Genomic DNA, 26,444 nt, shown 5'->3' on the forward strand with positions numbered 1-26,444 from the left:
TCAGGCGTTCTCGGGGCGCTGCGCCGTCTGCTCGGTCTTCTCGAACGACGGCGACGCGGCGCCCGGGCCGATCGCGCCGGCCGCGCCGGTGCCGCTCTCGACGGCCGGCGTCTGCCCGCCGCCCATGCCGGCCCGGATCTGCTCCAGCCGCGAGGCGCCGGCGACGTCGAGGGTGGCCTTCTGCACCTCGAGCATCCGGCCCTCGACGGAGGTCTGCGCGAGCTCGGCCTGGCCCAGCGCGTTGGCGTAGCGGGCCTCGATCTTGTCGCGGACCTCGGCCAGGCTCGGGGTGTTGCCCGGTGCCGACAGCTCGTTGACCTGGCGCATCGACGCGGCCACGTGCTCCTGCATCTTGGCCTGCTCGAGCTGGCTCATGAGCTTGGTGCGCTCGGCCAGCGTGGTCTGCAGCCGCATCCGGCTCTGCTCGACCGCGCCGCGCGCCTGCTCGGCGGCCTGCAGCGCCTCGTCGTGGCTGCGCTTGAGGTCCTCCATCGCCTGCTCGGCGGCGACGAGCTGGGTGGCGAACGCCTGCGCGGCCTGCTCGTACTCGGCGGCCTTGGGGGCGTCACCGCGGCCTCGGGACTGGTCGGCGAGGACGAGCGCCTGGCGGGCGGAGGCCTGCAGCTTCTCGACCTCGCCGAGCTGCCGGTTCAGCCGCATCTCCAGCTGGCGCTGGTTGCCCAGCACCGCGGCCGCCTGGTTGGCCAGCGACTGGTGCCGCTGCTGCTCGGCCTCGATCGCCTGCTGGATCTGGATCTTGGGGTCGGCGCGCTGGTCGATCTGCGCGTTGGCCGACGCCGTCAGGTACCGCCACAGCTTGACGATCGGGTTGGGCATGGCGAGCTCCTCCTGCTCCGGCGCCCGTCCGGCGCCGCCTCGTGGCTCCTGCGCACCGCCGTCGTCGACGGCGGTCCTCCTCCCCCATCGTCCCAGCAACAGCGGTACCCGGCCCAGCAGGGAGTCCCCCGGTCCTGCGGACCTCCCCCGTCCGGGGACTCCCGGGTGTCCCGCGGGGGACGACCCGCGCCGCTAGGGTCGGGCGATGGACAGCGACGGCCCCGTCCTCACCGTGCTCGGCGAGCTCGTCGTCGACCTCCTCCCGGTCGCCGGCGCCGACGCCGGACCGGAGGGCACCGCCCCGCACTACGTCGCCCGCCCCGGCGGCAACGCGCTCAACGTGGCCGTCGCGGCCGGCCGGCTCGGCACCCGGGTGGCGCTGCTCGCCCGCCTCGGCACCGGCCCCATGGCGCCGGCCCTGCGCCGGCACGCCGAGCTCTCCGGCGTCGACGTCTCCGGCTTCGTCGCCGCGGCCGAGCCGGTCAGCCTCGCCGTCGTCGGCCTCTCCCCCGACGGCTCGGCCGACTACGGCTTCCACGTGCAGGGCGCCGCCGACTGGCAGTGGACCGGCGCGGAGCTCGACGCCGCGCTGCCCGAGGGGACGGCGCTGCTGCACGTCGGGTCCATCTCCTCCTGGACGCCGCCCGGGTCCGAGGCGATCGCCGCGCTCGCCGAGCGCCTGGCGGGCACCGCCCTGGTCAGCGTCGACCCCAACCTGCGGCCCATGCTGGCCGGCGGCCCGGTGGGCGCCGCGCTCGGCAACGACCCCGACGGCGTCCGCGCCCGGCTCGACCGGCTGGTCGCCGTCGCCGACGTGGTGAAGGTCAGCGCCGAGGACCTCGCCTGGCTCGAGCCGGACACGACCGACCTCGACGACGCCGCCCGGCGCTGGGCCGGCCGCGGCCCGGCGCTGGTGCTGCTCACCGACGGCGGCGACCCGCTGCGGATCGCCCGGCCCGGCCGCCCGCTGCTGCACCGCGAGCCGCCGCGGGTGACCGTGGCCGACACCGTCGGCGCCGGCGACTCCCTCGCCGCGGGCCTGTTCGCCGGGCTGCTGGGCGCCGGGATCACCGGCCGCGCGGCGCTGGAGGCCCTGTCCGACGACGACCTGCTCGCCCTGGTCGACGACGCCGCGCTGGTCGCCGCGCTCAACTGCACCCGCGTCGGCGCCGACCCGCCCACCGCCGCCGAGCTCGCCGCCGCGAAGGAGCAGCGGGCGACCGCCTAGGGCGCGAGCCAGGCGGCGGTGTCCGGGGGCAGCCCCGCGGACGCGTCCCCGCTGGCGAGCAGCACCCGGCCGAGCCCGTCGAGCGGGACGGCGCGGTCCGACAGGTTGACCACGCACCGGAACCCCGGCCCGCGGGAGAAGGCCAGCACGCCGTCGCCGAGGTCGAGCCAGGACAGCGGCTGCTCGCCGAGGAGCTCCCGGCGCAGCCGCAGCGCCGCCCGGTACAGCAACAGCGTCGAGGACGGGTCGGCGTCCTGCGCGGCCACGGTGAGCGCCCGCCACCCCTCCGGCTGCGGCAACCACGGCGCCACGCCGTCCGGAGCGAACCCGAACGGCGGCCGCTCCCCCGACCACGGCAGCGGCACCCGGCAGCCGTCGCGGCCCCGGGCGGTGCGGCCCGACCTCTCCCACGTCGGGTCCTGCAGCGACTCCTCGGGCAGGTCCTCGACCTCCGGCAGGCCGAGCTCCTCTCCCTGGTACAGGTAGGCGCCGCCCGGCAGCGCCAGGGTGAGCAGCGCGGCGGCGCGCGCCCGCCGCAGCCCCAGGGCGAGGTCGGCGGGACCGGCCGCGTCGAACCCCATGACGGCGGCGCCGCTGTGCGCCCGGCCGAAGCGGGTGACGTGCCGGGTCTCGTCGTGGCTGGACAGCACCCAGGTGGCCGGCGCGCCGACCGGCGCCAGCGCGGCCAGCGTCCCGTCGACCACCCGCCGCAGCGCGCCCGCGTCCCACGGCGCCTTGAGGTAGTCGAAGTTGAAGGTGGTGTGCAGTTCGTCGGGCCGGACGTAGCGCGCCAGCCGCTCGGGCCCGTTGACCACCGCCTCGGAGACGAACAGCCGGTCGCCGTCGTAGGTGTCGCCGATGCGCCGCCACCGGCGGAACACCTCGTGCACCTCGTCGACGTCCCAGTGCGGGTTGCCCACCCACTCGCTGCTGGCGAACGTCGCACCCGGCAGGTGGCCGGCGTCGGGCAGCCCGGGCACCTTCGCCATGGCCGGCGCGGCGTCGACGCGGATGCCGTCGACCCCGCGGTCGAGCCAGAAGCGCACGACGTCGTCGAACTCCTCCTGCACCTCCGGTGAGGTCCAGTCCAGGTCCGGCTGCTCGGGGGCGAACAGGTGCAGGTACCACTGGCCGGGCCGGCCGTCGGGCTCGGTCACCCGGGTCCAGGCCGGCCCGCCGAAGGCGCTGATCCAGTCGTTGGGCGGGGCGGCGCCGCCGTCGCGGCCGTCCCGGAACAGGTAGCGGCTCCGCTCGGGCGCGCCCGGGCCGCCGGCCAGCGCGGCGCGGAACCAGGGGTGCTCGGCGGAGGTGTGGTTGGCGACGAGGTCCACGACCACGCGCAGGCCGAGCGCGTGCGCGTCGGCGAGCAGCGCGTCGACGTCGTCGAGCGTGCCGAACCGCGGGTCGACGTCGCGGTGGTCGCTCACGTCGTAGCCGCCGTCGGCCATCGGCGAGGGGTACCAGGGCGTCACCCACAGCGCGTCGACGCCGAGTCCGGCCAGGTACGGCAGCCGCTCGCGCAGGCCGGGCACGTCCCCCAGGCCGTCACCGTTCCCGTCGGCGAAGCTGCGCAGGTAGACCTCGTGGACGACCGCCGTCCGCCACCACGGACGGCGGTCGTCCACGATCGCGGTCAGGCGGTGGCGCGGTGCGCCCCGGAGGGGCCCGAGCTCTGGCCGCTCACCGTCTGGCCGGTGGACTGCGCGTGCTCCACCTGCTCGACCCGGTCCTCGGTGGCCATCTGCGTCAGCCGGGCGCCGGCCTCCGCGTCCCGCGTGAGGTTCTCACCGGTCTGGGGGTCGAAGACGTGGATCTTCCGGCTGTCCAGCCAGAACTCCGCCTCGCGGCCCTCCCGGATCCGGCTGGTCGAGTCGATCGACACGATCGCCTGGGTGCGCAGCTCCTCGGAGTCCAGCTCGCGCGACAGGTCGCGCAGCTGAGCGGTGATCGCCTCCGGCGCCTCGTAGGGGATGTAGGCGTACTGCGAGTCACCCAGCCACTCGGTGACGTCGACCCGCGCGCGGAACGTCGAGCCGAGCGGCCGCTTGGCCTCGTCGACCAGCGAGGCGTCCTCGAAGTACTCCGGCCGGATGCCGACCAGCAGCAGGTCCCGGCCCCGGACGGCGGCGGCGCGCTGCTCGTCGAGCGCGATCGGGCCGAACGGCGTCGACAGCGTCGTGCCCTCCAGGCTCGCCGGCAGGAAGTTCATCGGCGGCGAGCCGATGAACCCGGCGACGAAGAGGTTGACCGGCTGCTCGTAGAGCTCCCGGGGCGAGGCGACCTGCTGGATCTTGCCCTTGCGCAGGACGCAGACCCGGTCGCCCAGCGTCATCGCCTCGGTCTGGTCGTGGGTCACGTAGACCGTGGTGATGCCCAGGCGCCGCTGCAGCCGGGAGATCTCCGTGCGCATCTGCCCGCGCAGCTTGGCGTCGAGGTTGGACAGCGGCTCGTCGAAGAGGAACGCCTCGGCCTGCCGCACGATCGCCCGGCCCATGGCCACCCGCTGGCGCTGGCCACCGGAGAGGTTGGCCGGCTTGCGCTCGAGGTGCTCCTTGAGCTCGAGGACGTCGGAGGCCTCCTGCACGCGGCGGCGGACCTCGTCGTCGGGCGTCTTGGACAGCCGCAGCGGGAAGGCGATGTTCTCGAACACCGTCATGTGCGGGTACAGCGCGTAGTTCTGGAAGACCATCGACAGGTTGCGCTCGCGCGGGGCGAGGTCGTTGACCCGCTTGCCGCCGATGACCATGTCGCCGCTGGTGATGTCCTCCAGGCCGACGATCATCCGCAGCAGGGTGGACTTCCCGCAGCCCGACGGCCCGACGAGGATCATGAACTCGCCGTCGGCGATGTCCAGGCTCACGTCGTTCACGGCCGGGTAGCCGTCGCCGTACTGCTTGACGATGTTGCGCATCTCGATGGAGGCCATCAGATCTCGTCCCCTTCGGACGGAGGAGGGGTGGGGAGCACGGCCGGTCAGCCCTTGACCGCGCCGTTGGTGAGGCCGGCGACGATGCGCCGCTGGAAGAGCAGGACCAGGACGACGACGGGGATGGTGACGATCACCGCGGCCGCGGCGATGGCCCCCGTCGGGTCCTCGAACTGCGAGGCGCCGGTGAACAGACCCAGCGCGGCGGGGACGGGCCGGGAGGCGTCCGTCGACGTGAGCGAGATGCCGTAGGCGAAGTCGTTCCACGCGATGAAGAAGGCGATGATCGCGGTGGTGAAGACGCCCGGCGCGGCCAGCGGGACGATGACCTTGCGGAACGCCTGCCACGTCGTCGCGCCGTCGACCTGCGCGGCCTGCTCCATCTCCCAGGGGATCTCCCGGAAGAACGCCGACATCGTCCAGATGGAGATCGGCAGGGTCAGGGACAGGTACGGGATGATCAGCCCGGGCCAGGTGTCGTAGAGCCCGATCTGCCGCCACAGGTTGAACAGCGGCGTGACGATCGAGATGACCGGGAAGATCGCGACGGCGAGCGCGGTGCCGAGGATGAGCTTCTTCCCCGGGAAGTCCAGCCGCGCGATCGCGTAGGCGGCGAACATCGACAGGATGCAGGAGATCGCCGTGGCGATCAGGCAGATCCCGAAGCTGTTGCGCAGCGCCGGCAGGAACAGGTCACTCGCCGAGCCGGTGAGGATCGTCGAGTAGTTCTCGATCGACGGGTCCGTCGGCAGGAACGACTGGTTGGAGATGTCCGACGGCGCCTTGAACGACAGCGAGACGATCCAGGCGATCGGGAACAGGCAGTAGATGACGATGAGGACGCCACCGACCACCCACCAGACCTTCGACCTCGACGACATCAGCGCTCACCTCTCGCCTGGGCCAGGTCGACCTTGAAGCCCTTGATGAACAGGAACGCGATCAGCACGACGGCGAGGAAGAGCAGCACGGAGACCGCCGATCCCAGGCCGATCTCCACCCGCGCGATCGTCTGCCGGTAGGCGAGGAAGGACACCGACTCGGTGCCGTTGGCCCCCGCGGTCATGATGTAGATGCTGTCGAACACGCGGAACGCGTCGAGGGTGCGGAACAGCAGGGCCACCATGATCGCGGCCTTCATGTTCGGGATGGTCACCCGCGCCATCCGCTGCCACCGCGTGGCGCCGTCGACCTTCGCCGCCTCCTGCAGCACCTCGGGCACCTGCGCCAGGCCGGCGAGCAGGAGCAGCGAGATGAACGGCGTCGTCTTCCAGATCTCGGCCAGGCAGATGACGAACAGCGAGGTGCCGGTGCCGCCGAACCAGTCGGTGGTCGCGTCGACGCCGGGCAGCCAGGCGAACCAGCTGTTGACGAAGCCGGTGTTGATGTTGAAGGCGAACTGCCAGGCGAAGGCCGACACGACGGTGATGACCGCGTACGGGATGAGGATCGCCGCGCGGACCACCGGACGGATCGACCGCAGCGCCTTGACCATGACCAGCGCCAGGCCGAAGCCGAGCACCAGCTCGACGGCGACGGTGATCACCGTGATGACGAGGGTGATGAACACCGACTGCCACCACAGCGGGTCGCTGAGGACCACCCAGTAGTTCTCCAGGCCGTTGAACGACCGGTTCTCCGGGTCGGTGAGCCGGTAGCTGAACAGCGAGTAGTAGACCGCCTGCAGGATCGGGTAGGCGGTCACCAGGAGCATGACCAGGAACGCCGGGCCGGCCAGCAGCCAGCCGAGCTTGCGTTCCGCCCGCGAGCGGTCGCTGATGGTCCCGCGCGGGGAGGAGACCGGCTGGGTCTTCTCCACCGGCGGGAGGGTCGTCTGCGTCACAGCAGCTGCTCCCCTCGCAGGACTGCGCCGATGAGGTCCTGGGCGCGCTGGCCCGAGTCGGCCGAGGCCGACGACGGCGGGTGGTACTCCCGCTGGAGACCGCCGGAGACCTCGCTGTAGTACGGGGTCTGCGGCCGCGGGGCCGCCTGCTCCAGCGACTCCCGGATGGTGTCGGCCATCGGGAAGGCCTCCTGCACCTCCGGGTCGTCGTAGACCGCCTGCGACGACGCCGGGTTGCCGTTGGTGATCATGTACTCGGCCTGGTTCTCGTCCGAGACGATGCACTCGGTCGCCTCGTACGCCAGGTCGACGTTGTCGCTGAAGGCGCCCACGCCGAGGTTGATCCCGCCGTAGGGCGGCGCGCTCGGGGTGCCCTCGTCGACGGCCGGGTACAGCGCCCAGCCGTAGTCGTCGGGCACGGAGGCGTCGAGGGTGCCCGCCTCCACCGCGCTGAGCGCGCGGGACCAGACGAACGGCCAGTTGACCATGAAGCCGCCGTCCTCGGACTCGAACTGCGTGGCGCTGGTGTCCTCGCTCGAGGTCGAGAAGGCCGAGCCGACGACGCCGGAGTCGGCGACCAGGGCCATCACCTCGGCGGCCCGCTGGCCGGCCTCGTCGGTGAGCCCGAGCTGGATCTGCTCCGGGTCGGTCGAGTTCTCGGCGATGACCGAGCCGCCCGCGGACTCGATGAGGGCGTTGAACCACACCGTGAGCGACTCGGCCCGCCGGCCCTGGGCGCTCACGATGGTCTCGGTGTCCTGGGCGGCCTGGACGATCTGCTCCCAGGTGACCGGCCCGCTCATGTCCAGACCCGCGGCCTCGGCCACGGACTTGCGGTACCAGAGCAGCTGGGTGTTGGCCCAGAAGGGGACGGTGACGAGCTCGTCGTCCCACGTCGCACCCTCGATGGAGCTCTGGACGACGCCCTCGGTGACCCGGCCGGCGAGGTCCTCCGGCACCGGGGCGAGGAACCCGGCCTGCGCGAACTCCGGGATGTAGGGCGGGTCCAGGCTGATGATGTCGATCGAGGCGTCGTTGGCCGCGAGGCGCCGCACGAGCTGCTCGCGCTGGGCCGAGGACTCGCGGGGCAGGATCGACACCGCGATCCGGTAGGCGCCGCCGGACTCCTCCGAGCACCGGTCGGCGATGGTCTGCTGACCGCCCGAGTCGGGGTTGATGTACCAGTTGAGGACCGGGGTGGCACCGCTGTCGCCGCCTCCGCCGCACGCGGCGAGCGTCGAGGCGACGACGAGAGCGGCGGCCGCGCCGCCGATCGCGCGCCGCGGTCGCCGTCGGCGATGCGGACTACCGCTGCCTCCGGCCCCCGGGATCCGACCTGTTGCGATGGACAAGACTCATCGCCTCCGTTTCGGCGAGCACCGACGATCACCGCGCTCCCGTACCGTGGCCCAGCCCACAACGGGGCGCAACCCGGGCGTGTCCGCCTCGTGACCAGCGCCCCCGTGTCCCGCTCAGGGGCGGGTGGCGATCACCGACGGGGTGGTGAGCTCCTCGGGCGTCGAGGGCAGCACGTTGCGGAGGTAGGAGCGCGCGGCCGCGGTCGTGCCGACGTCGCGGCCGGCCTTCTCCGACAGGAACCACCGGTGCTCGAGCACCTCGTGGAAGACCTCCGCCGGGGCCAGCCGGCCGGCCAGCTCGGCGGGGATCGACTCGATGACCGGCTGGTAGACCTCGGCGAGCCAGCGGGCGCCGGCCACCGGCTCCGACACCGGCCGGCCCTCCTTCTGCTCGAGGTAGGCGCGGAAGGAGCGCAGGTCGTTCAGCAGCCGCCGGGCCTGGTTCTCCTGCACCTCCAGGCCGGTCAGCCGCATCAGCTCGCGGCGGTGCTGCCCGGGCGCCGACACCCGGGTCTCCACCCGCAGGCGGGCACCCTCGTCGTCGGTGACCAGCTCGATCTCGCCGACGTCGAAGCCGAGGTCGTTGAGCCGCTGCAGCCGCTCGGCGACGCGGTAGCGCTGCTCGTCGGTGCGGAAGACCTCCTCGTGGGTGACCTCGTCCCACAGCGACGCGTAGCGGCCCTGCAGGCTGTCGGCCACCTCGATCGGGTCGACGCCGTCGGGCAGCAGGCCGCCGAACTGCAGGTCCAGCAGCTCGGCGCCCACCCGCTCGCGGGCCAGGTCCAGGTCGTAGTGCCGCTGGCCGCGGGAGAGCTGGGCGTGCCGCTCGGCGGTCTCGGCGTCGACCAGGTGCGCGGCCAGGGCGCCGGCGTCGAGCCGGAAGAGGGTGTTCGACAGCGAGCAGTCACCCCAGAAGACGCCGGCCAGGTGCAGCCGGACCAGCAGCACCACGAGGGTGTCCATCAGCTGGTCCACCGACTGCCGCGCGCTGGGCCGCGAGAACAGGTACCGGTAGGACATCGAGTACTCGAGGTAGCGGGTGACCAGGATGGCGTCCTGGCCGTGCGGCCGGTCGACGCAGACCCCGAGCACCGAGACCGAGGGCAGGCCCTCCGCCTCGAACTCGGCGAGCAGCGCGTACTCGTGCCGCGCGAGGTGCTCGGAGATCTCCTTGAGCGCGAACACGCGGCCCTGCTCGGCGACGAAGCGGACGACGTGCCGCGAGATGCCGCGCTGCGGCACCTCCAGCAGCAGCTCCGGCGGCCACTCCTCGAGCGGCAGGTGCCAGGGCAGGGCGAGCAGACGGGCACCGTCGGTGCCCGGAGGGCGGAACAGGTACCGCACGGCGACCTCCGCTGGTGGCCTGCAGCAACCGGTCACCCGCGGCGGGGAGACCGTCGTCCCAGCCTGCCACGACCGGCGCGCGACCGCCCGGTGCCCCGCGGGGCACCGGGCGGATGTCGGACGGGACGTCGGGGTGCTAGGCGGCCAGCGAGACCGCGGCGCCGGCCCGGTGGGCGGCGCGGCTGGTGGCGCCCACCAGGGCGAGCGCCGGCTCGGCGCCGGCGGGGACGAGCGTCTCGGCGGCGGGCGCGTCCTCGCTCGCCGCGGCCGCCGCGGCGGCGTCGTCGGCCGGGACCCCGGCGGCGACACCGGCGGGCAGCGGGCGGACGCGGACGGCGGGGCCGCGCAGCTCGGTGCTGACCTCGGCGAGGAGGTCGGCGAGCTCGACGTCGAGGGCGTCGCAGATCGAGGCGAGCAGCTCGGAGGAGGCCTCCTTCTGCCCCCGCTCGACCTCCGAGAGGTAGCCCAGGCTCACCCGGGCGGCACCGGAGACGTCGCGCAGCGTCCGCCGCTGGCGCAGCCGGTGCCCGCGCAGGGTCCGCCCGAGCTCCGTACGCAGCAGCGTCATGGCCGTCTCCTGTCTGGCTGAGGGAAGAGCGGCGGCACCCGGGGGTGCCGTGCGCCCACGGTACGCGGAGCCACCGTCGGTTCCCGGGCCGGCGGGGCCGCGTCCGCTCATGGCGTAACAGCTGCACCCGCCTGGGCGTTCCCCCCGGGGGACTCAGGCGGCGGTGTCGGTGCGCGAGCCGGTGGGCCCGGCCGCGCGGCGGGCGGCCGCGGCGCGCATCGCCCGGGCGCTCGTCCGGCGCAGGGTCAGCGCCCGGTACACGTAGTCCAGGCCGGTGACCAGCGTGAGCACCAGCGCGACGGCCATGACCCACCAGCGGGCGGTGGCCAGCAGCCCGGTCAGCGGCAGGATGTACAGGCCGATGGCCAGCGCCTGGACGACCGTCTTGGCCTTGCCGCCGCGGCTGGCGGCGATCACGCCGTGCCGGATCACCCAGAAGCGCAGCAGCGTCACGCCGACCTCGCGGACGAGGATCGCCAGCGTCACCCACCAGGGCAGCAGGGCGAGCACCGACAGGCCGATGAGCGCGGTGCCGGTGAGCGCCTTGTCGGCGATCGGGTCGGCGAGCTTGCCGAACTCGGTGACCTGCCCGGTGCGCCGCGCGATCAGCCCGTCGTACCGGTCGGTGATGATCGCCAGGGCGAAGAACACCGTGGCCCAGACGCGGCGGTCGTCGTCCATGCCGCCGTCGGACAGCAGGAGCACGGCGAACACGGGCACCACGGCCAGCCGCAGCACGGTGAGCGCGTTGGGCAGGTTGACCAGGCGGGCCGACGACGGCGGGGTCGCCGCCGGGTCGGGGGCGACGGCGCTCACCGGGCTCTCACCGGGCGGCCGGGACCAGTGCGGCCGCCACGAGGTCGATGCCGTCGGTGTCGACGACCTCGGCGGTGAGCAGCTGCCCGGGGCGGGCGCCGTCGGGCACGCCGGTGACCGTGGTGGTGCCGTCGGCGTCGGGGTCCTGGTGGGCGCCGTGGCCGGCCCACACGCCGGGGCCCTCCTCCGCCGACAGGTCCTCGGTCAGCAGCACCTCGACGCGGGTGCCGACCCGGTCCTCGGCGCGCTGGGCGGTGAGCTCCTCGACGAGGTCGGTGATCCGCCGGACCCGCGCGTCGATCTCGGCCTGGTCGAGCTTGCCCGGCAGGCCCATCGCCTCGGTGCCCTCCTCGTCGGAGTAGCCGAAGACCCCGACGGCGTCCAGGCGCGCGCCGGTGAGGAACCGCTCGAGCTCGGCGACGTCGTCCTCGGTCTCCCCCGGGAAGCCGAGGATGACGTTGGTGCGGAACCCGGCCTCCGGCGCGAGCGCGCGGGCCCGCTCGACGAGGGCGAGGAAGTCGTCGGTGCCGCCGAACCGGCGCATCCGGCGCAGCAGCCCCGGCGAGGAGTGCTGGAAGGACAGGTCGAAGTACGGCGCGACGCCGTCGGTGGTGGCGATGACCTCGAGCAGGCCCGGTCGCAGCTCCGCCGGCTGCAGGTAGGCCACCCGCACCCGGGCGATGCCCTCGACGGCGGCCAGCTGCGGCAGCAGGCGCTCCAGCGAGCGCAGGTCGCCGAGGTCCTTGCCGTAGGAGGTGGAGTTCTCGCTGACCAGCACCAGCTCGGTGACGCCCTGGCCGGCCAGCCAGCGCGCCTCGGTGAGCACGTCGGCCGGCGGGCGGGACACGAACGAGCCGCGGAAGGTGGGGATGGCGCAGAACGCGCAGCGGCGGTCGCAGCCGGAGGCGAGCTTGAGCGCCGCCGTGGGCCCGGACGCCAGCCGGCGGCGCTGCACCCAGCCGTGACCGGGGATGGCGGGCGCCTCCGGGGCGGCCACCGCGGCCGTGCGCTCGACCGGGCTGATCGGCAGCAGCGTGCGGCGGTCGCGGGGCGTGTGCGGCACCAGCGGCCGGTCGGCGAGGACGTCGTCGAGCCGGTCGCCGATCGCGGCGTAGTCGTCGAAGCCGAGCACGGTGGCCTCGGGCAGCGCGCCCGCGAGCTCGGAGCCGTACCGCTCGGCCATGCAGCCGACCGCGACGACGCGGGCGCCGGAGTCGGTGGCGGCGAGGATCGCGTCGACCGAGTCCTTCTTCGCCGACTCGATGAACCCGCAGGTGTTCACGAGCACCGCGTCGGCGCCCTCGGCGTCGTCGACCAGGCGGTAGCCGCCGCCGGCCAGCCGGCCGGCCAGCTCCTCGGAGTCCACCTCGTTGCGGGCGCACCCGAGGGTCACCACCGCCACGGTGCGGGCAGGGCCGGTCGGAGCGCTCACCGGACCATCGTAGGTGCTGTCCGCGACCGTTCCGGCCCGCGACGGGGTGACCCTCCCCGCTCGGGGGCTCAGTCCTCGCCGCCGGGGAGGGTGCCGCCACGGAGCGTGAACAGCACCGACTCCAGCTCGTCGGGCTTGACCAGCACGTCGCGGGCCTTGGAGCCCTCGGACGGGCCGACGACGCCGCGGGTCTCCATGAGGTCCATGAGCCGGCCGGCCTTGGCGAACCCGACGCGCAGCTTGCGCTGCAGCATCGACGTCGAGCCGAACTGGCTGGTGACCACGAGCTCGACGGCCTGGCACAGCAGGTCCAGGTCCCCGCCGATGTCCTCGTCGATCTCCTTCTTCTCGCCCTGCGCGGCGCTGAAGACCTCCTCGCGGTACTCCGGCTCCGCCTGGCGCTTGGTGAACTCGACGACCGCCTCGATCTCGGCGTCGGACACGTAGGCGCCCTGGACGCGGATCGGCTTGCCGGCGCCGATCGGCAGGAACAGGGCGTCGCCCATGCCGATCAGCTTCTCCGCGCCCGGCTGGTCGAGGATGACCCGGCTGTCGGTGAGGCTGGAGGTCGAGAACGCCAGCCGCGAGGGCACGTTGGCCTTGATGAGGCCGGTGACGACGTCGACCGAGGGCCGCTGCGTGGCGAGCACCAGGTGGATGCCGGCCGCGCGCGCCTTCTGGGTGATCCGGACGATCGACTCCTCGACGTCGCGCGGGGCGACCATCATCAGGTCGGCGAGCTCGTCGACGATCGCGAGGATGTAGGGGTAGGGCCGGTAGACCCGCTCACTGCCGGGCGGGGCGGTGATCTCGCCGCGCTCGACCTTGCGGTTGAAGTCGTCGATGTGCCGGACGCCGGTGGCGCGCATGTCCTGGTAGCGCTGCTCCATCTCCTCGACCAGCCAGGCCAGCGCGGTGGCCGCCTTCTTCGGGTCGGTGATGATCGGCGTGATCAGGTGCGGGATGCCGTCGTAGGGCGTCAGCTCGACCATCTTCGGGTCGACCAGGATCATCCGCAGCTGGTCGGGCGTCGCCCGCAGCAGCAGCGAGGTCAGCAGCGAGTTGATGCAGGACGACTTGCCGGCGCCGGTGGCACCGGCCACCAGCAGGTGCGGCATCTTCGCGAGGTTCGCGCAGACGAAGCCGCCCTCGATGTCCTTGCCGAGGCCGACCAGCATCGGGTGCGGGTCCTGCTTGGCCGCCTGCGAGCGCATGACGTCGCCGAGGCTGACCGTCTCGCGGTCGGTGTTGGGCACCTCGACGCCGACGGCGGACTTGCCGGGGATCGGCGCGAGGATGCGGATGTTGTCGTTGGCGACCGCGTAGGCGAGGTTCTTCGTCAGCGCGGTGATCTTCTCGACCTTGACCGCGGGGCCCAGCTCGATCTCGTAGCGGGTCACGGTGGGGCCGCGGGTGAAGCTCGTGACGGCGGCGTCGACGTTGAACTGCTCGAGCACCCGCGTGATGGCCTCGATCGCGGCGTCGTTGGCCGACGAGCGGGCGCGCGGCGGGGTGCCGGGGCGCAGCGTGCTGAGCGAGGGCAGCACGTAGTCGCCCTCGACGGGCTGGATGACCAGCTGCTGCGGCTCCTCGGCCGGCGGCAGGTCCTCCGGCGGCGCGGTGCGGTCGACGACGGCCGGCCGGGGCGCGGCGGCCGCGGCCGGGGGCTCGGGGGCCGGCTCGTGCCGGACGGCCTCGCGGACGTCGGCGGTCGGCACGTGGTCGATCGGGCCGGTCGGGTGCGTGTCGGCCGCCTCGTCGGCGAGCATCTCGTCGAGCGCGGCGCGGGCGCGGCGGCCGCGCCGCGGCGGCGCGGGCTCCTCGTCCTCCTCGTAGGCGTCCTCGTCCTCGTACTCGTCCCACTCCTCGTCGCCGCGGCCGGTGACCCGGTCGACGAAGGCGCGCAGCCGCTCGGGCACCTGGTGCAGCGGGGTGGCGGTGAGCACGAGCACCGCGAAGACGGCGAGCAGGGACAGCAGCACGACGGCGACGACGGCGCCGACGCCCGCGGTCAGCGGCGTGCCGACCGCCCAGCCGACGAGGCCGCCGGTGCCGGGCTCGCCGGCCACCGGGTCGGCGGGCGTGCCGACGACGGAGGCGATGCCGAGCACCGCGACGGTGGCGCACACCCAGCCGATGGCCAGCCGGCCGCGCGCCTCGGGCCGGGGGGCGCGGCGCAGCAGCCGCAGCGCGGCGAGGAAGAGGACGGCGGGCAGCAGCAGGACCAGCGAGCCGACCACCCAGCGGGTGGCGTCGGCCATCCCCGCGCCGACCGGGCCGATCCCGTCGAACCAGGCGGCGGCGCCGAGGACGACGGCCAGGCCGAGGACGGCGAGGCCGGCGCCGTCGCGGCGGTGCTCCGGCGCGAGCGGCTCGGCCTCCTCCGGGCGGGCGATCGAGCGGGCCAGGCTGCCGGCGCCGCGGGCGACCAGCCCCCAGGCGCCGGAGGCGGCGCGCCAGGCGGCCCCGGCGGCGCCGGGGCCCTTCGCGGGGGCGGGCTTGCGGGCCGGGGGCTTGCGGTTGCCGTTGCGCGCGGGCGTGCGCGGCGCCGGACGCTTCCCCGAGGCCGTCGACCCGGACCGGCCCTTCGGGGCCGACCCGGCCGGCCGGCGCGAGGGCGTGGTGCGGGCAGGCATGCGTCGAACGGTAGCCGCCGTCCAGGCCTCTCCCAGGCAGGCGAGGAGTCGTGTCCCCCGCCTACGGTCGCCCCCATGACCCCACCGGTGTCCCCTCCCCCGGCCGTCCCGTACGGCAGCTGGCCCACCCCGGTCACCTCGGCGCTCGTCGTCCGCGCCGCCGCCCGGCTCGGTGAGGTCGCCGTGGACGGGGACGACGTCTGGTGGTCGGAGTCCCGCCCCGGCGAGGGCGGGCGGTCGGCGCTGGTGCGCCGGTCGGCCGGCGGCGCGGTCACCGACGCGCTGCCCGCGCCGTGGAACGCGCGCACCCGGGTGCACGAGTACGGCGGCGCGGCGTGGGCGGTCGCCGGCGGCACCCTCTGGTTCACGCACTTCGCCGACCAGCGGCTGTACCGGCTCGACCCGGGCGCGGACGGCCCGGTCGCCGTCACCCCGGAGCCGGAGCTGCCGGCCGGCGTCCGGTACGCCGACCTGACGCCCACCGGCGACGGCGCGCTGCTCGCCGTCCGGGAGACGCACACCGCGGGCGGCGCGGCCGCCGACGTCGTCAACGAGGTCGTGCGGGTGCTCCCCGACGGCGGCGCCGAGGTGCTGGTGAGCGGGCCCGACTTCGTCTCCGACCCCCGGCCCGGCCCGGACGGGCAGCTGGCGTGGCTGCAGTGGGACCACCCGCACATGCCGTGGGACGCCGCGCAGCTGGTGGTCCGCGACGCCTCCGGCGCGGAGACCGTGGTGGCCGGCGGCCCCGGGGAGTCGGTGGTGCAGCCGACCTGGGACGACGCCGGCACGCTGTGGTTCGCCTGCGACCGGACCGGCGTCTGGGCGCTGTGGCGCCGGGAGCCGGGTGCGGACGCGGAGGTCGCGCTCGACCTGGGCCGCGACCTCGCCGGCCCGCAGTGGCTGTTCGGCTCGCGCTCGTTCGCCGTCCTGCCGGGCGGCCGGGTGGTGCTCGCCGGCGACGACGCGCTGGTCGTGCGGGAGCCGGACGGGTCGGTCGCGGAGGTGCCGCTGCCGGGCTGGCCGGTGCTGCGGTACCTGACGCCCGACGGCGACGGCGTCGTCTGCTCGGCCGGCGGCCCCACCAGCGAGCCGGTGGCGCTGCGCGCCGGCCTTGACGGGAGCACCGCGGTGCTGCGGCCGGCCCGCGACCTCGGCCTGGACCGGTCGTGGCTGTCGGTGCCCGAGCACGTCGTCTTCCCGACCGAGGACCGCGGCACCGGCATCGGCGAGGCGCACGCGCACGTCTACCCGCCCACCAACCCCGACGTGACCCCTCCGGCCGGCGAGCTGCCGCCGCTGGTGGTGATGGTGCACGGCGGGCCGACGTCGGCCCACGACCGGACGCTGAACCCGGAGATCCAGTACTTCACCTCGCGCGGGTTCTGCGTCGCGCACGTCGACTACCGCGGCTCCACCGGTCACGGCCGCCGCTACCGCGACGCGCTGCAGGGCCGCTGGGGCGTGCTCGACCTCGATGACGTCGCCGCCTGCGCCCGGTACCTCGCCGACGCCGGGCGGGTGGACCCGGCCCGCATGGCGATCCGCGGCGGGTCGGCCGGCGGCTACACGACGCTGGCCGCGCTCACCCTGCGCCCGGGCACGTTCACCGCCGGCGCGAGCCACTTCGGCGTCGCCGACCTCGCGGCGCTCGCGGCCGACACGCACAAGTTCGAGTCCCGCTACCTCGACGGGCTGGTGGCGCCGTGGCCGGCCGGCGCCGCCGTCTACGCCGAGCGCTCCCCCGTCAGCCACGTCGACGCCCTCGACACCCCGCTCGCGGTGTTCCAGGGCGCGGAGGACGCCGTGGTGCCGCCGGAGCAGGCCGAGGTGATGGTCGCGGCGCTGCGCGCCAGGCGCGTGCCGCACGTGTACCTGCTGTTCGAGGGCGAGCAGCACGGCTTCCGCCGGGCGGGGAACATCCGCGCCGCCCTCGACGGCGAGCTGTCCTTCTACGCGCAGGTGTGGGGCTTCCACCTGCCGGCCGGGGAGGGCGTCGAGCCGGTGACCGTCGTCCGGTGAGCGGGCGCTGAACCAGCGGGGCCCGGCGGCCGTACGCCTCCCCGACGCAGTCGGCGCGCCGGGAGGTCGCGGATGGGACGGCACACACGGGCGGCGGCGGAGCCCCTGGACGTGCAGGCGGCCTACGCCGCCCACGGGCCGGAGCTCTACCGGTTCGCGCTGCGCCAGCTCGGCGACGGCGGCGCGGCGCAGGACGTCGTCCAGGAGGTGTTCCTGCGGGCCTGGCGCGCGTCGGACTCCTTCGACCCGCAGCTGGCCAGCCTGCGCACGTGGCTGTTCGCGATCGCGCGCAACGTGGTGGTCGACGAGGCGCGGCGGTTCGCCGTCCGCCCCTGGCAGCGGCAGCTGACCGACGACGCCGGCGCCGACACGCCCCCGGCCGCGGCCGCCGACGAGGGCCTGGTCGACGCGTGGGTGGTCGAGGAGGCGCTGCGCCGGATCAGCCCCGAGCACCGGGCGGCGATCGTGCAGACCCACCTGCGCGGCCGGCCGTACGGCGAGGTGGCCGCCGAGCTCGGGGTGCCGGTGGGCACCGTCCGCAGCCGGGTGTTCTACGGGCTCAAGGCGCTGCGCCTGGCCCTCGACGAGATGGGGGTCGAGCCGTGACCGGCGCACACGGGGACGAGCACCGGGAGCTGCGCGAGCAGCTCGGCGCCTACGCGCTCGGGCACCTGACCGGCGCCGAGCGCGATCGGGTGCGCGCCCACCTCGACGGGTGCGCCGACTGCCGGGCGGAGCTCGCCGACATCGCGCCGCTCGCCGCGCGGCTGGCCGCCGTCGACCCCCGGGCGCTCGACGAGACGCCGGCTCCCCCGCCCGACCTCGGCGCCCGCGTGCTCACGCGGATCGCCGAGGAGCGGCGGCGGCAGGTCGTGCCGCTGCGCCGCGCGGCCGTGCGCCGCCGCGCGCTCTCCGCCGCGGCGGTGGCCGGCGTGGCCGCGGCCGGCGGCGTCGTCGGGTGGCTGGTGCGGCCGGTGCCCGACCCGCCGCCCCTGGAGCCGGTGGCGGTGCAGGCCGTGGAGCCGGGGGTGCGGGCCACCGCGGACCTGGTGCCGCACACCTGGGGCGTGGAGGTGAAGCTGACCGGCACCGGCTTCGCCGACGGCGAGGTCTTCCGGGTGGCGGTCACCGACGACGACGGCCGCGAGGTGCCGGCCGGCGAGTTCGTCGGGATCGGCGCGGCGGAGCTGCGCTGCAACCTCAACTCCTCGGTGCTGCGCGACGACGCGGTCGCCTTCGAGGTCGTGGACGCGTCGGGCGCGGTGGTGGTGCGCTCGGAGTTCTGACCGCGGACGAGGGGGGCGCCGCCCCGTGGTCGGCGCCCCCCTCTGCCCGTGGCGCGGTCAGACCTCGCCGGGCACCGTCGCGCCGTCGACGGTGAACCCGTCCCCGGCGCCGTCCTGGAACACGTCGGGGCCGGCCGGGGCGCTGTTGCCGCTGACGGTCGACCGGGTGACGGTCATGACTCCCGGCTCGGAGTTCCACAGCCCGCCGCCCTCGTTCGCGGCGGTGTTGCCGGTGACGGTGCTGCGGTCGACCTCCACGGTGCCCGCGCCGGTGAGGTGCAGGCCGCCGCCGTTGCCGGGCATCGGGCCGGTGGTGTTGCCGGTGAGCCGGCTGCGCTCCACCCGCGTCGTCCCGGCGAGGGCCTCGATGCCGCCGCCGGCGCGCCGGGCGTCGTTGCCGTCGACGACGGTGCGGGTGACGGTGAGCGAGCCGCCGTTGGTGAACAGCCCGCCACCGGAGCCCGCGGTGCCGGTCGCGGCGTTGCCCCGGACCTCGCTGCGGTCGACGGTGAGCGAGCCGCCGTCGTTGAACAGGCCGCCGCCGCCGTTGTCCGCCGCGGCACCGCTGGCGGTGTTGCCGCTGACCACGGTGCGGCTGACGGTCATCGTGCCGGTGGCCGAGTTCCACAGCCCGCCGCCCTCCGCCGCGGCGGTGTTGCCGGTGACGGTGCTGCGGTCGACGGACACGGTGCCGGTGCCGGTGAGGTGCAGGCCGCCACCGTTGCCGGGAGCGGCGCCGGTCGCGTTGTGCGACAGCGTGGAGCGGGTGACCGTGGTGGTCGACCCGGCGGTGGCCTCGATGCCGCCGCCCGCGCGGGTGGCGGTGTTGCCGGTGACGGTGCTCCGGTCGACGACGAGGGTGCCGGCGTTCAGCACCCCGCCGCCGGACGCGCCGCCCGTGGCGCTGGGCGTGCCCGAGACGGCCCCGCCGGTGACGGTGACCTGCCGCAGGGTCAGCGAGGCGCCGGGCTTGACGTCGAACACGCGGTCCAGGCGGGCGGCGTCGACGGTGGCGCCGCGCCCCTCGACCACCAGGTGCCCGGTGACGTCGAGGTCGCCGGTGGCCGCGACGTCGTCGGCGCCGGCGAGCGCCAGCCGGTAGGTGCGCGCGCTGAGCACGATCGTCCCGGAGCCGGCGGCGTTGGCGGCCTGTACCGCGGCGCGCAGCGACCCGGGGCCGCCGTCCGCGGTGGTCGTGACGGCGGTGCCGCTCTGGTGGCCGCCCGGATGGCCGCCCGGGCCGCCGGGCCCGGCCGCGGCCGGGGTGGCGGTGAGCAGCAGCAGGGCGAACGCCGACGCGCCGGCGGCGGTGCCGGCGCGCAGGGTCGTGGGTCGCATGGCAGTCCCCTCCGAGATCGCGGCGCCCGCGGACCGGGCGCCGCACACGGAGGGGTACGGCCGCGGCGGCCGGGGCGTTCAGCCCCGGCCGCCGGCGTCAGACCTCGAGGACGGTCGGGATGATCATCGGCCGGCGCCGGTACCGGTCGCTGACCCACTTGCCCACGGTGCGGCGGATGACCTGCGAGAGCCGGTGGGCGTCGCGCTGGCCGTCGGAGAGCTCGCGCGTGAGGTTGTCCTCGACCAGGCGCAGCACCTCGTCGAACGCCTTCGGGTCGTCGGAGAAGCCGCGGGTGGACAGGTGCACCGGCCGCACGATGGTGCCGGTGGAGGGCTCGACGACGACGGTGAGCGCGACGAAGCCCTCGTCGCCGAGGATGCGCCGCTCCTGCAGCGACTCCTCGCCGACGTCGCCGACGTTGAGCCCGTCGACGTAGACGTTGCCCACCGGCACCGACCCGGTGATGGAGGCCTTGCCGTCGACGAGGTCGACCACCACGCCGTCCTCGGCGAGCAGCACCCGGTCGGCCGGCATGCCGGTCTGCTCGGCCAGCGCCGCGTGCGCCCGCAGGTGCCGCCACTCGCCGTGCACGGGCATGAGGTAGCGGGGCTTGGCCACGTTGAGCAGCGTGCGCAGCTCGCCGGCCGGGGCGTGCCCGGAGACGTGCACCATCGCCGTCTCCTTGTGCACGACGGTGGCGCCGAGCCGCGCGAGGCCGTTGATCACCTTGTACACGGCGGTCTCGTTGCCGGGCACGAGCGAGGACGCCAGCACGATCGTGTCGCCGGCCTCGATGGTGACCTGCGAGTGCTCGCCGCGGGCCATGCGGCCCAGCGCCGACAGCGGCTCGCCCTGCGACCCGGTGCTCACCAGCACCACCTGCTCCGGCGGCATGCTCGTGGCCTCGTCGAGGCTGACCATGAGGCCCGGCGCGACGCGCAGCAGGCCGAGGTCGCGGGCGACGCCCATGTTGCGGACCATCGAGCGCCCGACGAAGGCGCACTTGCGCCCGTGCGCCTCGGCGGCGTCGAGCACCTGCTGGATGCGGTGCACGTGGCTGGCGAAGCTGGAGACGATCAGCCGCTGGGTGGCGCGGCGGAAGACGTCCTCCAGCACGGGGCCGATGTTGCGCTCGGGGACGACGAAGCCCGGCACCTCGGCGTTGGTGGAGTCGGCCAGCAGCAGGTCGATGCCCTCGAGCCCGAGCCGGGCGAAGGCGCCGAGGTCGGTGAGCACGCCGTCGAGGGGCAGCTGGTCCATCTTGAAGTCGCCGGTGTGCACCAGGACGCCGGCGGGGGTGTGCACGGCGACGGCGAGCGCGTCGGGGATCGAGTGGTTGACCGAGACGAACTCGCAGTGGAACGGCCCGGCGACGTGGTCGTCGCCGGCGGCCACCTGGACCAGCGTGGGCTCCAGCCGGTGCTCCCGCAGCTTCGCCGCGACCAGCGCCAGGGTGAACCGCGAACCGACCAGCGGGATGTCGCCGCGCAGCCGCAGCAGGTAGGGGATGGCGCCGATGTGGTCCTCGTGCCCGTGGGTGAGCACGACGGCCTCGACGTCGTCGAGGCGGTGCTCGATGACGCCGAAGTCGGGGAGGATCAGGTCGATGCCGGGCTGCTCGGCCTCGGGGAACAGCACGCCGCAGTCGATGACCAGCAGCTTGCCGTCGAACTCGAGCACCGCCATGTTGCGGCCGATCTCGCCCAGCCCGCCGAGGGCGATGACGCGCAGGCCGCCGGCCGGCAGCGGCGGCGGGGCCTTCAGGTCGAGGTGCGGCTGGGTGGCCTGTCCGGCCGAGCTGACGGTCACAGGGGGACGCCTCCGGAGGCGAGGTCGGCGCGCAGCTGCGCGATCTGCTCGGGCGTGGCGTCGACCATCGGCGGGCGCACGGGGCCCGCGGGCAGCCCGAGCTCGCGCAGTGCGGCCTTCACCATGATGACGCCCTGGGTGCGGAAGATGCCGGTGTAGACCGGCAGGAGGGCCTCGTTGACCTCGCGCGCCTTGACGAGGTCGCCGGCCTCGACGGCGGCGATGAGCTCGGCCAGGCGCGGGCCCACGAGGTGCCCGACGACGCTGACCACGCCGACGGCGCCGAGGGCCAGCAGCGGCAGGTTGAGCATGTCCTCGCCGGAGTAGTAGGCGAGGTCGGTGCGGGCGAGGGTCCAGGCGACGGCGCCGAGGTCGGCCTTGGCGTCCTTCACCGCGACGATCCGCGGGTGCTCGGCGGCGCGGACCAGCGTCTCGACCTCGATGGGGACCACCGAGCGCGGCGGGATGTCGTAGAGCATCACCGGCAGGTCGGTGGAGTCGGCGACCGAGGTGAAGTGCCGCAGCAGCCCGGCCTGGGGCGGCTTGTTGTAGTACGGCGTCACGACCAGCAGGCCGTGCGCGCCCAGCCGCTCGGCGTCGCGCGCCCGGTCGATGCTGTGCGCGGTGTCGTTGGTGCCCACCCCGGCGACGACGACGGCGCGGTCGCCCACCGCGTCGAGGACGGCCTCGAGGACGGCGCGGCTCTCGGCGTCGCTGACCGTCGGCGCCTCCCCCGTCGTCCCGAGGACGACCAGGCCGTCGTGGGCGCCCCGGTCGACGAGGTGCGCGGCCAGCTCCTGGGCCCCGGCGAGGTCGATCGAGCCGTCCTCGGCGAACGGGGTGACCATCGCCGTGAGGACGCGCCCGAAGGGCCGGGCGGGGTCGGTGGTCATGCGGTCGAATCTACCGACCGCCGGGAACGGCGACCGTCCCGGCAGCGGGCGCCCGCTCGTACTCGCCGACCGCGTACCGCAGGCCCGACGACGAGGTGGCCCAGCCGTCCTCCGGCGTCCGGGCGACCCGCCGCCACTCCCCGCCGAGCGCGGGAGCGCGGGTGTCGCCGTCGACGGCGAGGTCGACGTCGGTGACCACCAGCCGGGCGGCGTGCGGCAGGAACGCCGCGTAGACCTCCGCGCCGCCGATCACCCAGCAGTCGGGGGCGGCGGCGAGCACCTCCTCCGGGGAGCCGGCCCGCTCGGCGCCGTCGGCGGCCCAGGCCGGGTCGCGGGTGAGGACGACGTTGCGCCGCCCGGGCAGCGGCCGGTTGCGCTCGGGCAGCGACTCCCAGGTGCGCCGGCCCATGACGACGGTGGAGCCGGTGGTCAGCCGCTTGAACAGCCGCAGGTCCTCGGGCAGGTGCCAGGGCAGCCGCCCGTCGGCGCCGATGACCCGGTCGCGCGCCTGCGCCCAGATCAGCGAGACCGGCACCTCAGACCGCGACGGCGGCGCGGATGGCCGGGTGCGGGTCGTACCCGTGCAGGACGAGGTCCTCGAAGCGGTGGTCGAACAGCGACGGCGCGGGCGCGATCTCCAGCGTCGGGAACGGCCGCACCTCGCGGGACAGCTGCTCGCGGACCTGCTCGACGTGGTTGCTGTACACGTGGCAGTCACCGCCGACCCAGATGAAGTCGCCCGGCTCCAGCCCGACCTGCGCGGCGACCATGCGGGTCAGCAGCGCGTAGCTGGCGATGTTGAACGGGACGCCGAGGAACATGTCGGCGCTCCGCTGGTAGAGCTGGCAGGACAGCCGGCCGTCGTGGACGGCGAACTGGAACAGCGCGTGGCACGGGGCCAGCGCCATCTCCGGCAGCGCGGCCACGTTCCAGGCGGAGACCACCATGCGGCGGGAGTCGGGGTCCTTCCGCAACGTGTCGAGGACGCCCTGGATCTGGTCCACCGTGCCGCCGTCGGGCGTGGGCCACGAGCGCCACTGGACGCCGTAGACCGGCCCGAGCTCGCCGTCCGCGTCGGCCCACTCGTCCCAGATGCTGACGCCGTTGTCCTGCAGCCAGCGCACGTTGCCGTCGCCGCGGAGGAACCACAGCAGCTCGACGGCGACCGACCGCCAGTGCACCTTCTTCGTCGTGACGAGCGGGAACGACGTCGAGAGGTCGTAGCGCAGCCGCTCGCCGAAGGTGCTCACGGTGCCGGTGCCGGTGCGGTCGGACTTCGGCGTCCCGGTCTCCAGGATCCGCCGGAGCAGGTCCTCGTACTGGGTGTCGACTCCGGTGCTGCTGCTCCCCACGGCGGGCCAGCCTAGGCGACGACGGTGCGCCGGGCGGGCAGCACGGAGGTGAGGTCGGCCGCGAGGTTCCCGCGCCCGGCGACCGCGACGTCGTCGAGCTCCAGCCACGACGCCGCGAGCCGCAGCTCGGCCGCGAGGGCGTCCGCCACCTCCGCGCGGTCGACGCCCTCCTCGGCGTGCACCGCCTGCACCCGCAGGACGCCGGCCTGCCGGTCGGCCTTGAGGTCGGCGCGGGCCACGAGGCGGTCGCCGAGCAGGAAGGGCAGCACGTAGTAGCCGTGCACCCGCTGGGCGGCCGGCGTGTAGATCTCCAGGCGGTAGCGGAAGCCGAAGATGCGCTCGACCCGCGGCCGCTCCCAGACGAGCGAGTCGAACGGCGACAGCAGCGCCCGCGCGCGGATCCACCGGGGCCGGCGGGCGGCCGGGTCGAGCCAGGCGGGGACGCCCCAGCCGGCGACCTCGACCGGCGCCAGCTCCCCGGCCTCCTCCAGCTCGGCGATCGCCTGCCGCGCCTGGGCAGGCCGGAGCCGGAAGTAGTCGCGCAGGTCGCGTTCGGTGGCCACGCCGAGGGCGCGCGCGGCGGTGCGGACGAGCTCCCGGACGGCGTCGGCGGGCTCGGGCGTGGGCGCCTGCACGACGGCGGCGGGCAGCACCCGCTCGGTGAGGTCATAGACCCGCTCGAACGACGTCGTGCGAGGCCGGGCGGTGAGCGCCCCCGTGTAGAAGAGCCACTCCAGCGCGACCTTGCCCGCGTGCCAGTTCCACATCTGCCCGGGCCGGTCGGGGCGCTGCTCGGCGAGGTCGCTGGCCTTGAGCGGGCCGCTCTCCCGCACCCGGTCGAGCACCTCGGCGACGTAGCCGGGCCGCTCGCGCTGGATGCGCACCATCGAGCCCCAGGCCTGCTCCTCGGCGGCCGCCATGCGCCAGCGCAGGTGGGGGTGCAGCCGCACCGGCAGGTAGGAGGCCTCGTGCGCCCAGAACTCGAACACCTCGTGCCGGCGGCCGATGAAGTCGTCGAGCACCGGCCGCCGGTAACCGCCGAGCCGGCTGAAGTAGGGCAGGTAGTGCGAGCGGGAGACGACGTTCACCGAGTCGATCTGGACGACGCCCAGCCGCTCGGTGGTGCGCCGCAGCTGCCGGCTGTCGACGACGCCCGCCGGGCGCGGCTCGGCGAAGCCCTGGGCGGCCAGCGCGATGCGCCGGGCGAGCGCGGCGGGGAGCCGTTCGGCGGTCGGTGCGGGCACGGAGGGGATCCTGCCCCGCCCGTGTGACGGTCCGCGTCCCGGTGCCGACCTAGGCTGCCCGCGTGGAGCCCCGTCCCGTCTTCCCGCGCCTGACCGGCTCGGCGGAGGTGTCGGTGCGCCCGGCGCTCCCCTCCGACGCCGCCGACGTCGCCCGCGTCCAGGAGCTGGCCTGGCGGTCGGCACCCGCCGGCGCGGTGCCCGGCGCGGTGCTCGAGTCCTGGGACGGCGCGGCTGTCGCGGCGTCCTGGGCGGCGGCGGTCACCGACCCGCCCTCGGCGCGGCACGAGGTGCTGGTGGCGCTCGACGGCGACCAGGTGGTCGGCTTCGCCGCGGTGGCGCCCGCGGAGCCGCAGGACGACGGGCCGGTCACCGAGCTCGTCCTGGTCCTGGTGGAGCCGCGGTGGGGCCGCCGGGGTCACGGGAGCCGCCTGCTCGCCGCGGTCGCCGACCGGGCCACGGCGGCCGGTGCGGTGCGGCTGGTCGCCTGGCTGGCCGAGCTCGACACCGTGACGGCGGGGTTCCTCGAGTCGGCCGGCTGGGACCGTGACGGCTGGGTCCGCACGCTCGACACGGGGGCGGATCCCCTGCGCGAGGTCCGCTGGCACACGCTGCTGGGAGGCGGGGCATGACGTTCACCGGGTTCCCCGACGAGGGGCTCGTCTTCTACGAGGGCCTGGAGGCCGACAACTCCAAGACGTACTGGACCCGGTCGAAGGCCGTCTACGACTCGTGCGTGCGCGCTCCCGTGCAGGCCCTGGTGGACGCACTCGCCCCGGAGTTCGGGCCGGCCAAGCTCTTCCGTCCGTACCGGGACGTGCGCTTCAGCCACGACAAGACCCCGTACAAGACCCACCAGGGCGCCGTCGCGGTGCCGGAGGGGCGCGGGGCGGGCGCCTGGTACGTGGAGATCTCCGCGGAGGGGTTGCGGGTGGCCGGCGGCGCGTGGCGCCTGGAGTCCGACCAGGTGGAGCGCTACCGCCGCGCGGTCGCCGACGACGTGCAGGGTCCGCGGCTGCGCGCCGAGGTGGACCGCCTCGCGGCCGGCGGGTGGGACGTGTCCGGCGACCGGCTCACGCGCGTGCCCAAGGGCTACGACGTCGACGACGGCCGCGCCGACCTGCTGCGCCACCGCTCGCTGCACGCCGGGCGGCTGTTCGAGTACGCGGACTGGTTGCACGGGCCGGACGCGCTCGAGCGCGTGCGCACCGCCTGGCGGGACCTCACCGCGCTGAACGCCTGGCTCGCCGACAACGTCGGGGCGACGACGAAGGAGATCCGCCGGCGCTGACAGTGCGCCGCCGCTCCCCGCACAACGCATTCCGTCACGGCGCATCCCGGAAATGCAGGAAGGGCCCCCACCGGGTGGTGGGGGCCCTTCCTGTGAGGAGTTGTCCGGCGGCGTCCTACTCTCCCACCCCGTCTCCAGGGCAGTACCATCGGCGCTGAGAGGCTTAGCTTCCGGGTTCGGAATGGGTCCGGGCGTTTCCCTCTCGCCATGGCCGCCGTAACACTGT

General features: G+C 75.0%; 23 protein-coding genes and 1 rRNA gene. 6 read left to right on the forward strand and 18 right to left on the reverse strand.

Annotation, left to right across the window (positions count from 1 at the left end; translation table 11 throughout):
• Complete coding sequence (locus ACI78R_RS08115; RefSeq protein ID WP_457040309.1) at positions 1-837, reverse strand: PspA/IM30 family protein; 837 nt, start codon at positions 835-837, stop codon at positions 1-3.
• A gap of 205 nt (positions 838-1,042) precedes the next feature.
• Here ACI78R_RS08115 and ACI78R_RS08120 point away from each other — a divergent pair, with 205 nt between their 5' ends.
• Positions 1,043-2,065: a PfkB family carbohydrate kinase gene (locus ACI78R_RS08120; RefSeq protein ID WP_457040310.1), complete on the forward strand. Its 1,023-nt coding sequence runs from the start codon at positions 1,043-1,045 to the stop codon at positions 2,063-2,065.
• On the opposite strand, the gene ACI78R_RS08125 is transcribed toward ACI78R_RS08120, so the two are convergent.
• From ACI78R_RS08125 to ACI78R_RS08170, 10 genes are all read right to left on the reverse strand, one after another.
• Positions 2,062-3,690 (reverse strand): glycoside hydrolase family 13 protein, encoded by a 1,629-nt coding sequence (locus tag ACI78R_RS08125; protein WP_457040311.1) that lies wholly within the window; start codon positions 3,688-3,690, stop codon positions 2,062-2,064. The two genes, ACI78R_RS08120 and ACI78R_RS08125, sit on opposite strands and share 4 nt — an antisense overlap.
• An 8-nt stretch (positions 3,691-3,698) precedes the next feature.
• Positions 3,699-4,991, reverse strand: coding sequence for an ABC transporter ATP-binding protein (locus ACI78R_RS08130; protein ID WP_073420605.1), 1,293 nt, complete (start codon positions 4,989-4,991; stop codon positions 3,699-3,701).
• Positions 4,992-5,038: 47 nt separating this feature from the next.
• Positions 5,039-5,872, reverse strand: a complete 834-nt coding sequence (locus ACI78R_RS08135) for a carbohydrate ABC transporter permease (protein WP_073420606.1) — start codon at positions 5,870-5,872, stop codon at positions 5,039-5,041.
• Positions 5,872-6,834: a carbohydrate ABC transporter permease gene (locus ACI78R_RS08140; RefSeq protein ID WP_073420607.1), complete on the reverse strand. Its 963-nt coding sequence runs from the start codon at positions 6,832-6,834 to the stop codon at positions 5,872-5,874. The genes ACI78R_RS08135 and ACI78R_RS08140 overlap by 1 nt, the downstream gene beginning before the upstream one ends.
• Complete coding sequence (locus ACI78R_RS08145) at positions 6,831-8,186, reverse strand: extracellular solute-binding protein (RefSeq protein ID WP_457040312.1); 1,356 nt, start codon at positions 8,184-8,186, stop codon at positions 6,831-6,833. Before ACI78R_RS08145 ends, ACI78R_RS08140 begins: the two co-directional genes overlap by 4 nt.
• A gap of 120 nt (positions 8,187-8,306) precedes the next feature.
• Entirely contained in the window at positions 8,307-9,536 is a 1,230-nt protein-coding gene (locus ACI78R_RS08150) for a DUF4032 domain-containing protein (protein ID WP_457040313.1), read from the reverse strand.
• A 136-nt stretch (positions 9,537-9,672) separates the two neighbouring features.
• On the reverse strand, positions 9,673-10,104 hold the full coding sequence (locus ACI78R_RS08155) for a helix-turn-helix domain-containing protein (RefSeq protein ID WP_073420609.1): 432 nt from the start codon (positions 10,102-10,104) through the stop codon (positions 9,673-9,675).
• A gap of 153 nt (positions 10,105-10,257) precedes the next feature.
• Complete coding sequence (pgsA, locus tag ACI78R_RS08160) at positions 10,258-10,920, reverse strand: CDP-diacylglycerol--glycerol-3-phosphate 3-phosphatidyltransferase (RefSeq protein WP_073420610.1); 663 nt, start codon at positions 10,918-10,920, stop codon at positions 10,258-10,260.
• 7 nt (positions 10,921-10,927) lie between these two features.
• On the reverse strand, positions 10,928-12,352 hold the full coding sequence (gene rimO / locus ACI78R_RS08165; protein ID WP_457040314.1) for a 30S ribosomal protein S12 methylthiotransferase RimO: 1,425 nt from the start codon (positions 12,350-12,352) through the stop codon (positions 10,928-10,930).
• Positions 12,353-12,420: 68 nt separating this feature from the next.
• Positions 12,421-14,988 carry a DNA translocase FtsK gene (locus tag ACI78R_RS08170; RefSeq protein ID WP_457040315.1) on the reverse strand — a complete coding sequence of 856 codons (2,568 nt, stop codon included), beginning with the start codon at positions 14,986-14,988 and terminating at the stop codon, positions 12,421-12,423.
• 75 nt (positions 14,989-15,063) lie between these two features.
• Between ACI78R_RS08170 and ACI78R_RS08175 the strand changes: the two genes are divergently transcribed.
• From ACI78R_RS08175 to ACI78R_RS08185, 3 genes are all read left to right on the forward strand, one after another.
• On the forward strand, positions 15,064-17,007 hold the full coding sequence (locus ACI78R_RS08175) for a prolyl oligopeptidase family serine peptidase (RefSeq protein ID WP_457040316.1): 1,944 nt from the start codon (positions 15,064-15,066) through the stop codon (positions 17,005-17,007).
• Between the two features lie 72 nt (positions 17,008-17,079).
• Entirely contained in the window at positions 17,080-17,613 is a 534-nt protein-coding gene (locus tag ACI78R_RS08180) for a sigma-70 family RNA polymerase sigma factor (RefSeq protein ID WP_457040317.1), read from the forward strand.
• Entirely contained in the window at positions 17,610-18,293 is a 684-nt protein-coding gene (locus ACI78R_RS08185; RefSeq protein ID WP_073420615.1) for an anti-sigma factor family protein, read from the forward strand. The genes ACI78R_RS08180 and ACI78R_RS08185 overlap by 4 nt, the downstream gene beginning before the upstream one ends.
• A 57-nt stretch (positions 18,294-18,350) precedes the next feature.
• Here ACI78R_RS08185 and ACI78R_RS08190 read toward each other — a convergent pair whose 3' ends face one another.
• The 6 genes from ACI78R_RS08190 to ACI78R_RS08215 all read right to left on the reverse strand — a co-directional run bounded on the left by ACI78R_RS08190 (position 18,351) and on the right by ACI78R_RS08215 (position 24,930).
• The gene (locus ACI78R_RS08190; protein ID WP_457040318.1) at positions 18,351-19,631 is read right to left on the reverse strand and encodes a right-handed parallel beta-helix repeat-containing protein; all 1,281 of its coding nucleotides are present in this window, start codon (positions 19,629-19,631) and stop codon (positions 18,351-18,353) included.
• 97 nt (positions 19,632-19,728) lie between these two features.
• Positions 19,729-21,441, reverse strand: coding sequence for a ribonuclease J (locus ACI78R_RS08195; protein WP_073420617.1), 1,713 nt, complete (start codon positions 21,439-21,441; stop codon positions 19,729-19,731).
• Positions 21,438-22,334, reverse strand: a complete 897-nt coding sequence (gene dapA, locus ACI78R_RS08200; RefSeq protein ID WP_073420618.1) for a 4-hydroxy-tetrahydrodipicolinate synthase — start codon at positions 22,332-22,334, stop codon at positions 21,438-21,440. The genes ACI78R_RS08195 and dapA overlap by 4 nt, the downstream gene beginning before the upstream one ends.
• A 10-nt stretch (positions 22,335-22,344) precedes the next feature.
• The gene (locus ACI78R_RS08205; RefSeq protein WP_336031469.1) at positions 22,345-22,869 is read right to left on the reverse strand and encodes a dihydrofolate reductase; all 525 of its coding nucleotides are present in this window, start codon (positions 22,867-22,869) and stop codon (positions 22,345-22,347) included.
• A gap of 1 nt (position 22,870) precedes the next feature.
• Entirely contained in the window at positions 22,871-23,686 is an 816-nt protein-coding gene (locus tag ACI78R_RS08210; RefSeq protein ID WP_073420620.1) for a thymidylate synthase, read from the reverse strand.
• An 11-nt stretch (positions 23,687-23,697) separates the two neighbouring features.
• Complete coding sequence (locus tag ACI78R_RS08215; protein ID WP_457040319.1) at positions 23,698-24,930, reverse strand: winged helix-turn-helix domain-containing protein; 1,233 nt, start codon at positions 24,928-24,930, stop codon at positions 23,698-23,700.
• 62 nt (positions 24,931-24,992) lie between these two features.
• Between ACI78R_RS08215 and ACI78R_RS08220 the strand changes: the two genes are divergently transcribed.
• Positions 24,993-25,559 carry an N-acetyltransferase family protein gene (locus ACI78R_RS08220; protein ID WP_457040320.1) on the forward strand — a complete coding sequence of 189 codons (567 nt, stop codon included), beginning with the start codon at positions 24,993-24,995 and terminating at the stop codon, positions 25,557-25,559.
• Positions 25,556-26,218, forward strand: a complete 663-nt coding sequence (locus ACI78R_RS08225) for a DUF2461 domain-containing protein (protein ID WP_454553541.1) — start codon at positions 25,556-25,558, stop codon at positions 26,216-26,218. The genes ACI78R_RS08220 and ACI78R_RS08225 overlap by 4 nt, the downstream gene beginning before the upstream one ends.
• Positions 26,219-26,320: 102 nt before the next feature.
• Here the strand turns inward: ACI78R_RS08225 and rrf are convergent.
• Positions 26,321-26,437 (reverse strand): 5S ribosomal RNA (gene rrf, locus ACI78R_RS08230).
• Positions 26,438-26,444 lie beyond the last annotated feature (7 nt).

The organism is Geodermatophilus sp. SYSU D01106, assembly GCF_054049995.1.

Bases quoted from the DNA above. Each gene is read 5' to 3' on its own strand.
- ACI78R_RS08130 (WP_073420605.1), bottom strand. From the start codon at position 4,991: ATGGCCTCCATCGAGATGCGCAACATCGTCAAGCAGTACGGCGACGGC.
- ACI78R_RS08135 (WP_073420606.1), bottom strand. From the start codon at position 5,872: ATGTCGTCGAGGTCGAAGGTCTGGTGGGTGGTCGGTGGCGTCCTCATC.
- ACI78R_RS08175 (WP_457040316.1), top strand. From the start codon at position 15,064: ATGACCCCACCGGTGTCCCCTCCCCCGGCCGTCCCGTACGGCAGCTGG.
- ACI78R_RS08120 (WP_457040310.1), top strand. From the start codon at position 1,043: ATGGACAGCGACGGCCCCGTCCTCACCGTGCTCGGCGAGCTCGTCGTC.
- ACI78R_RS08170 (WP_457040315.1), bottom strand. From the start codon at position 14,988: ATGCCTGCCCGCACCACGCCCTCGCGCCGGCCGGCCGGGTCGGCCCCG.
- ACI78R_RS08225 (WP_454553541.1), top strand. From the start codon at position 25,556: ATGACGTTCACCGGGTTCCCCGACGAGGGGCTCGTCTTCTACGAGGGC.
- ACI78R_RS08115 (WP_457040309.1), bottom strand. From the start codon at position 837: ATGCCCAACCCGATCGTCAAGCTGTGGCGGTACCTGACGGCGTCGGCC.
- ACI78R_RS08190 (WP_457040318.1), bottom strand. From the start codon at position 19,631: ATGCGACCCACGACCCTGCGCGCCGGCACCGCCGCCGGCGCGTCGGCG.
- ACI78R_RS08155 (WP_073420609.1), bottom strand. From the start codon at position 10,104: ATGACGCTGCTGCGTACGGAGCTCGGGCGGACCCTGCGCGGGCACCGG.
- dapA (WP_073420618.1), bottom strand. From the start codon at position 22,334: ATGACCACCGACCCCGCCCGGCCCTTCGGGCGCGTCCTCACGGCGATG.
- ACI78R_RS08180 (WP_457040317.1), top strand. From the start codon at position 17,080: ATGGGACGGCACACACGGGCGGCGGCGGAGCCCCTGGACGTGCAGGCG.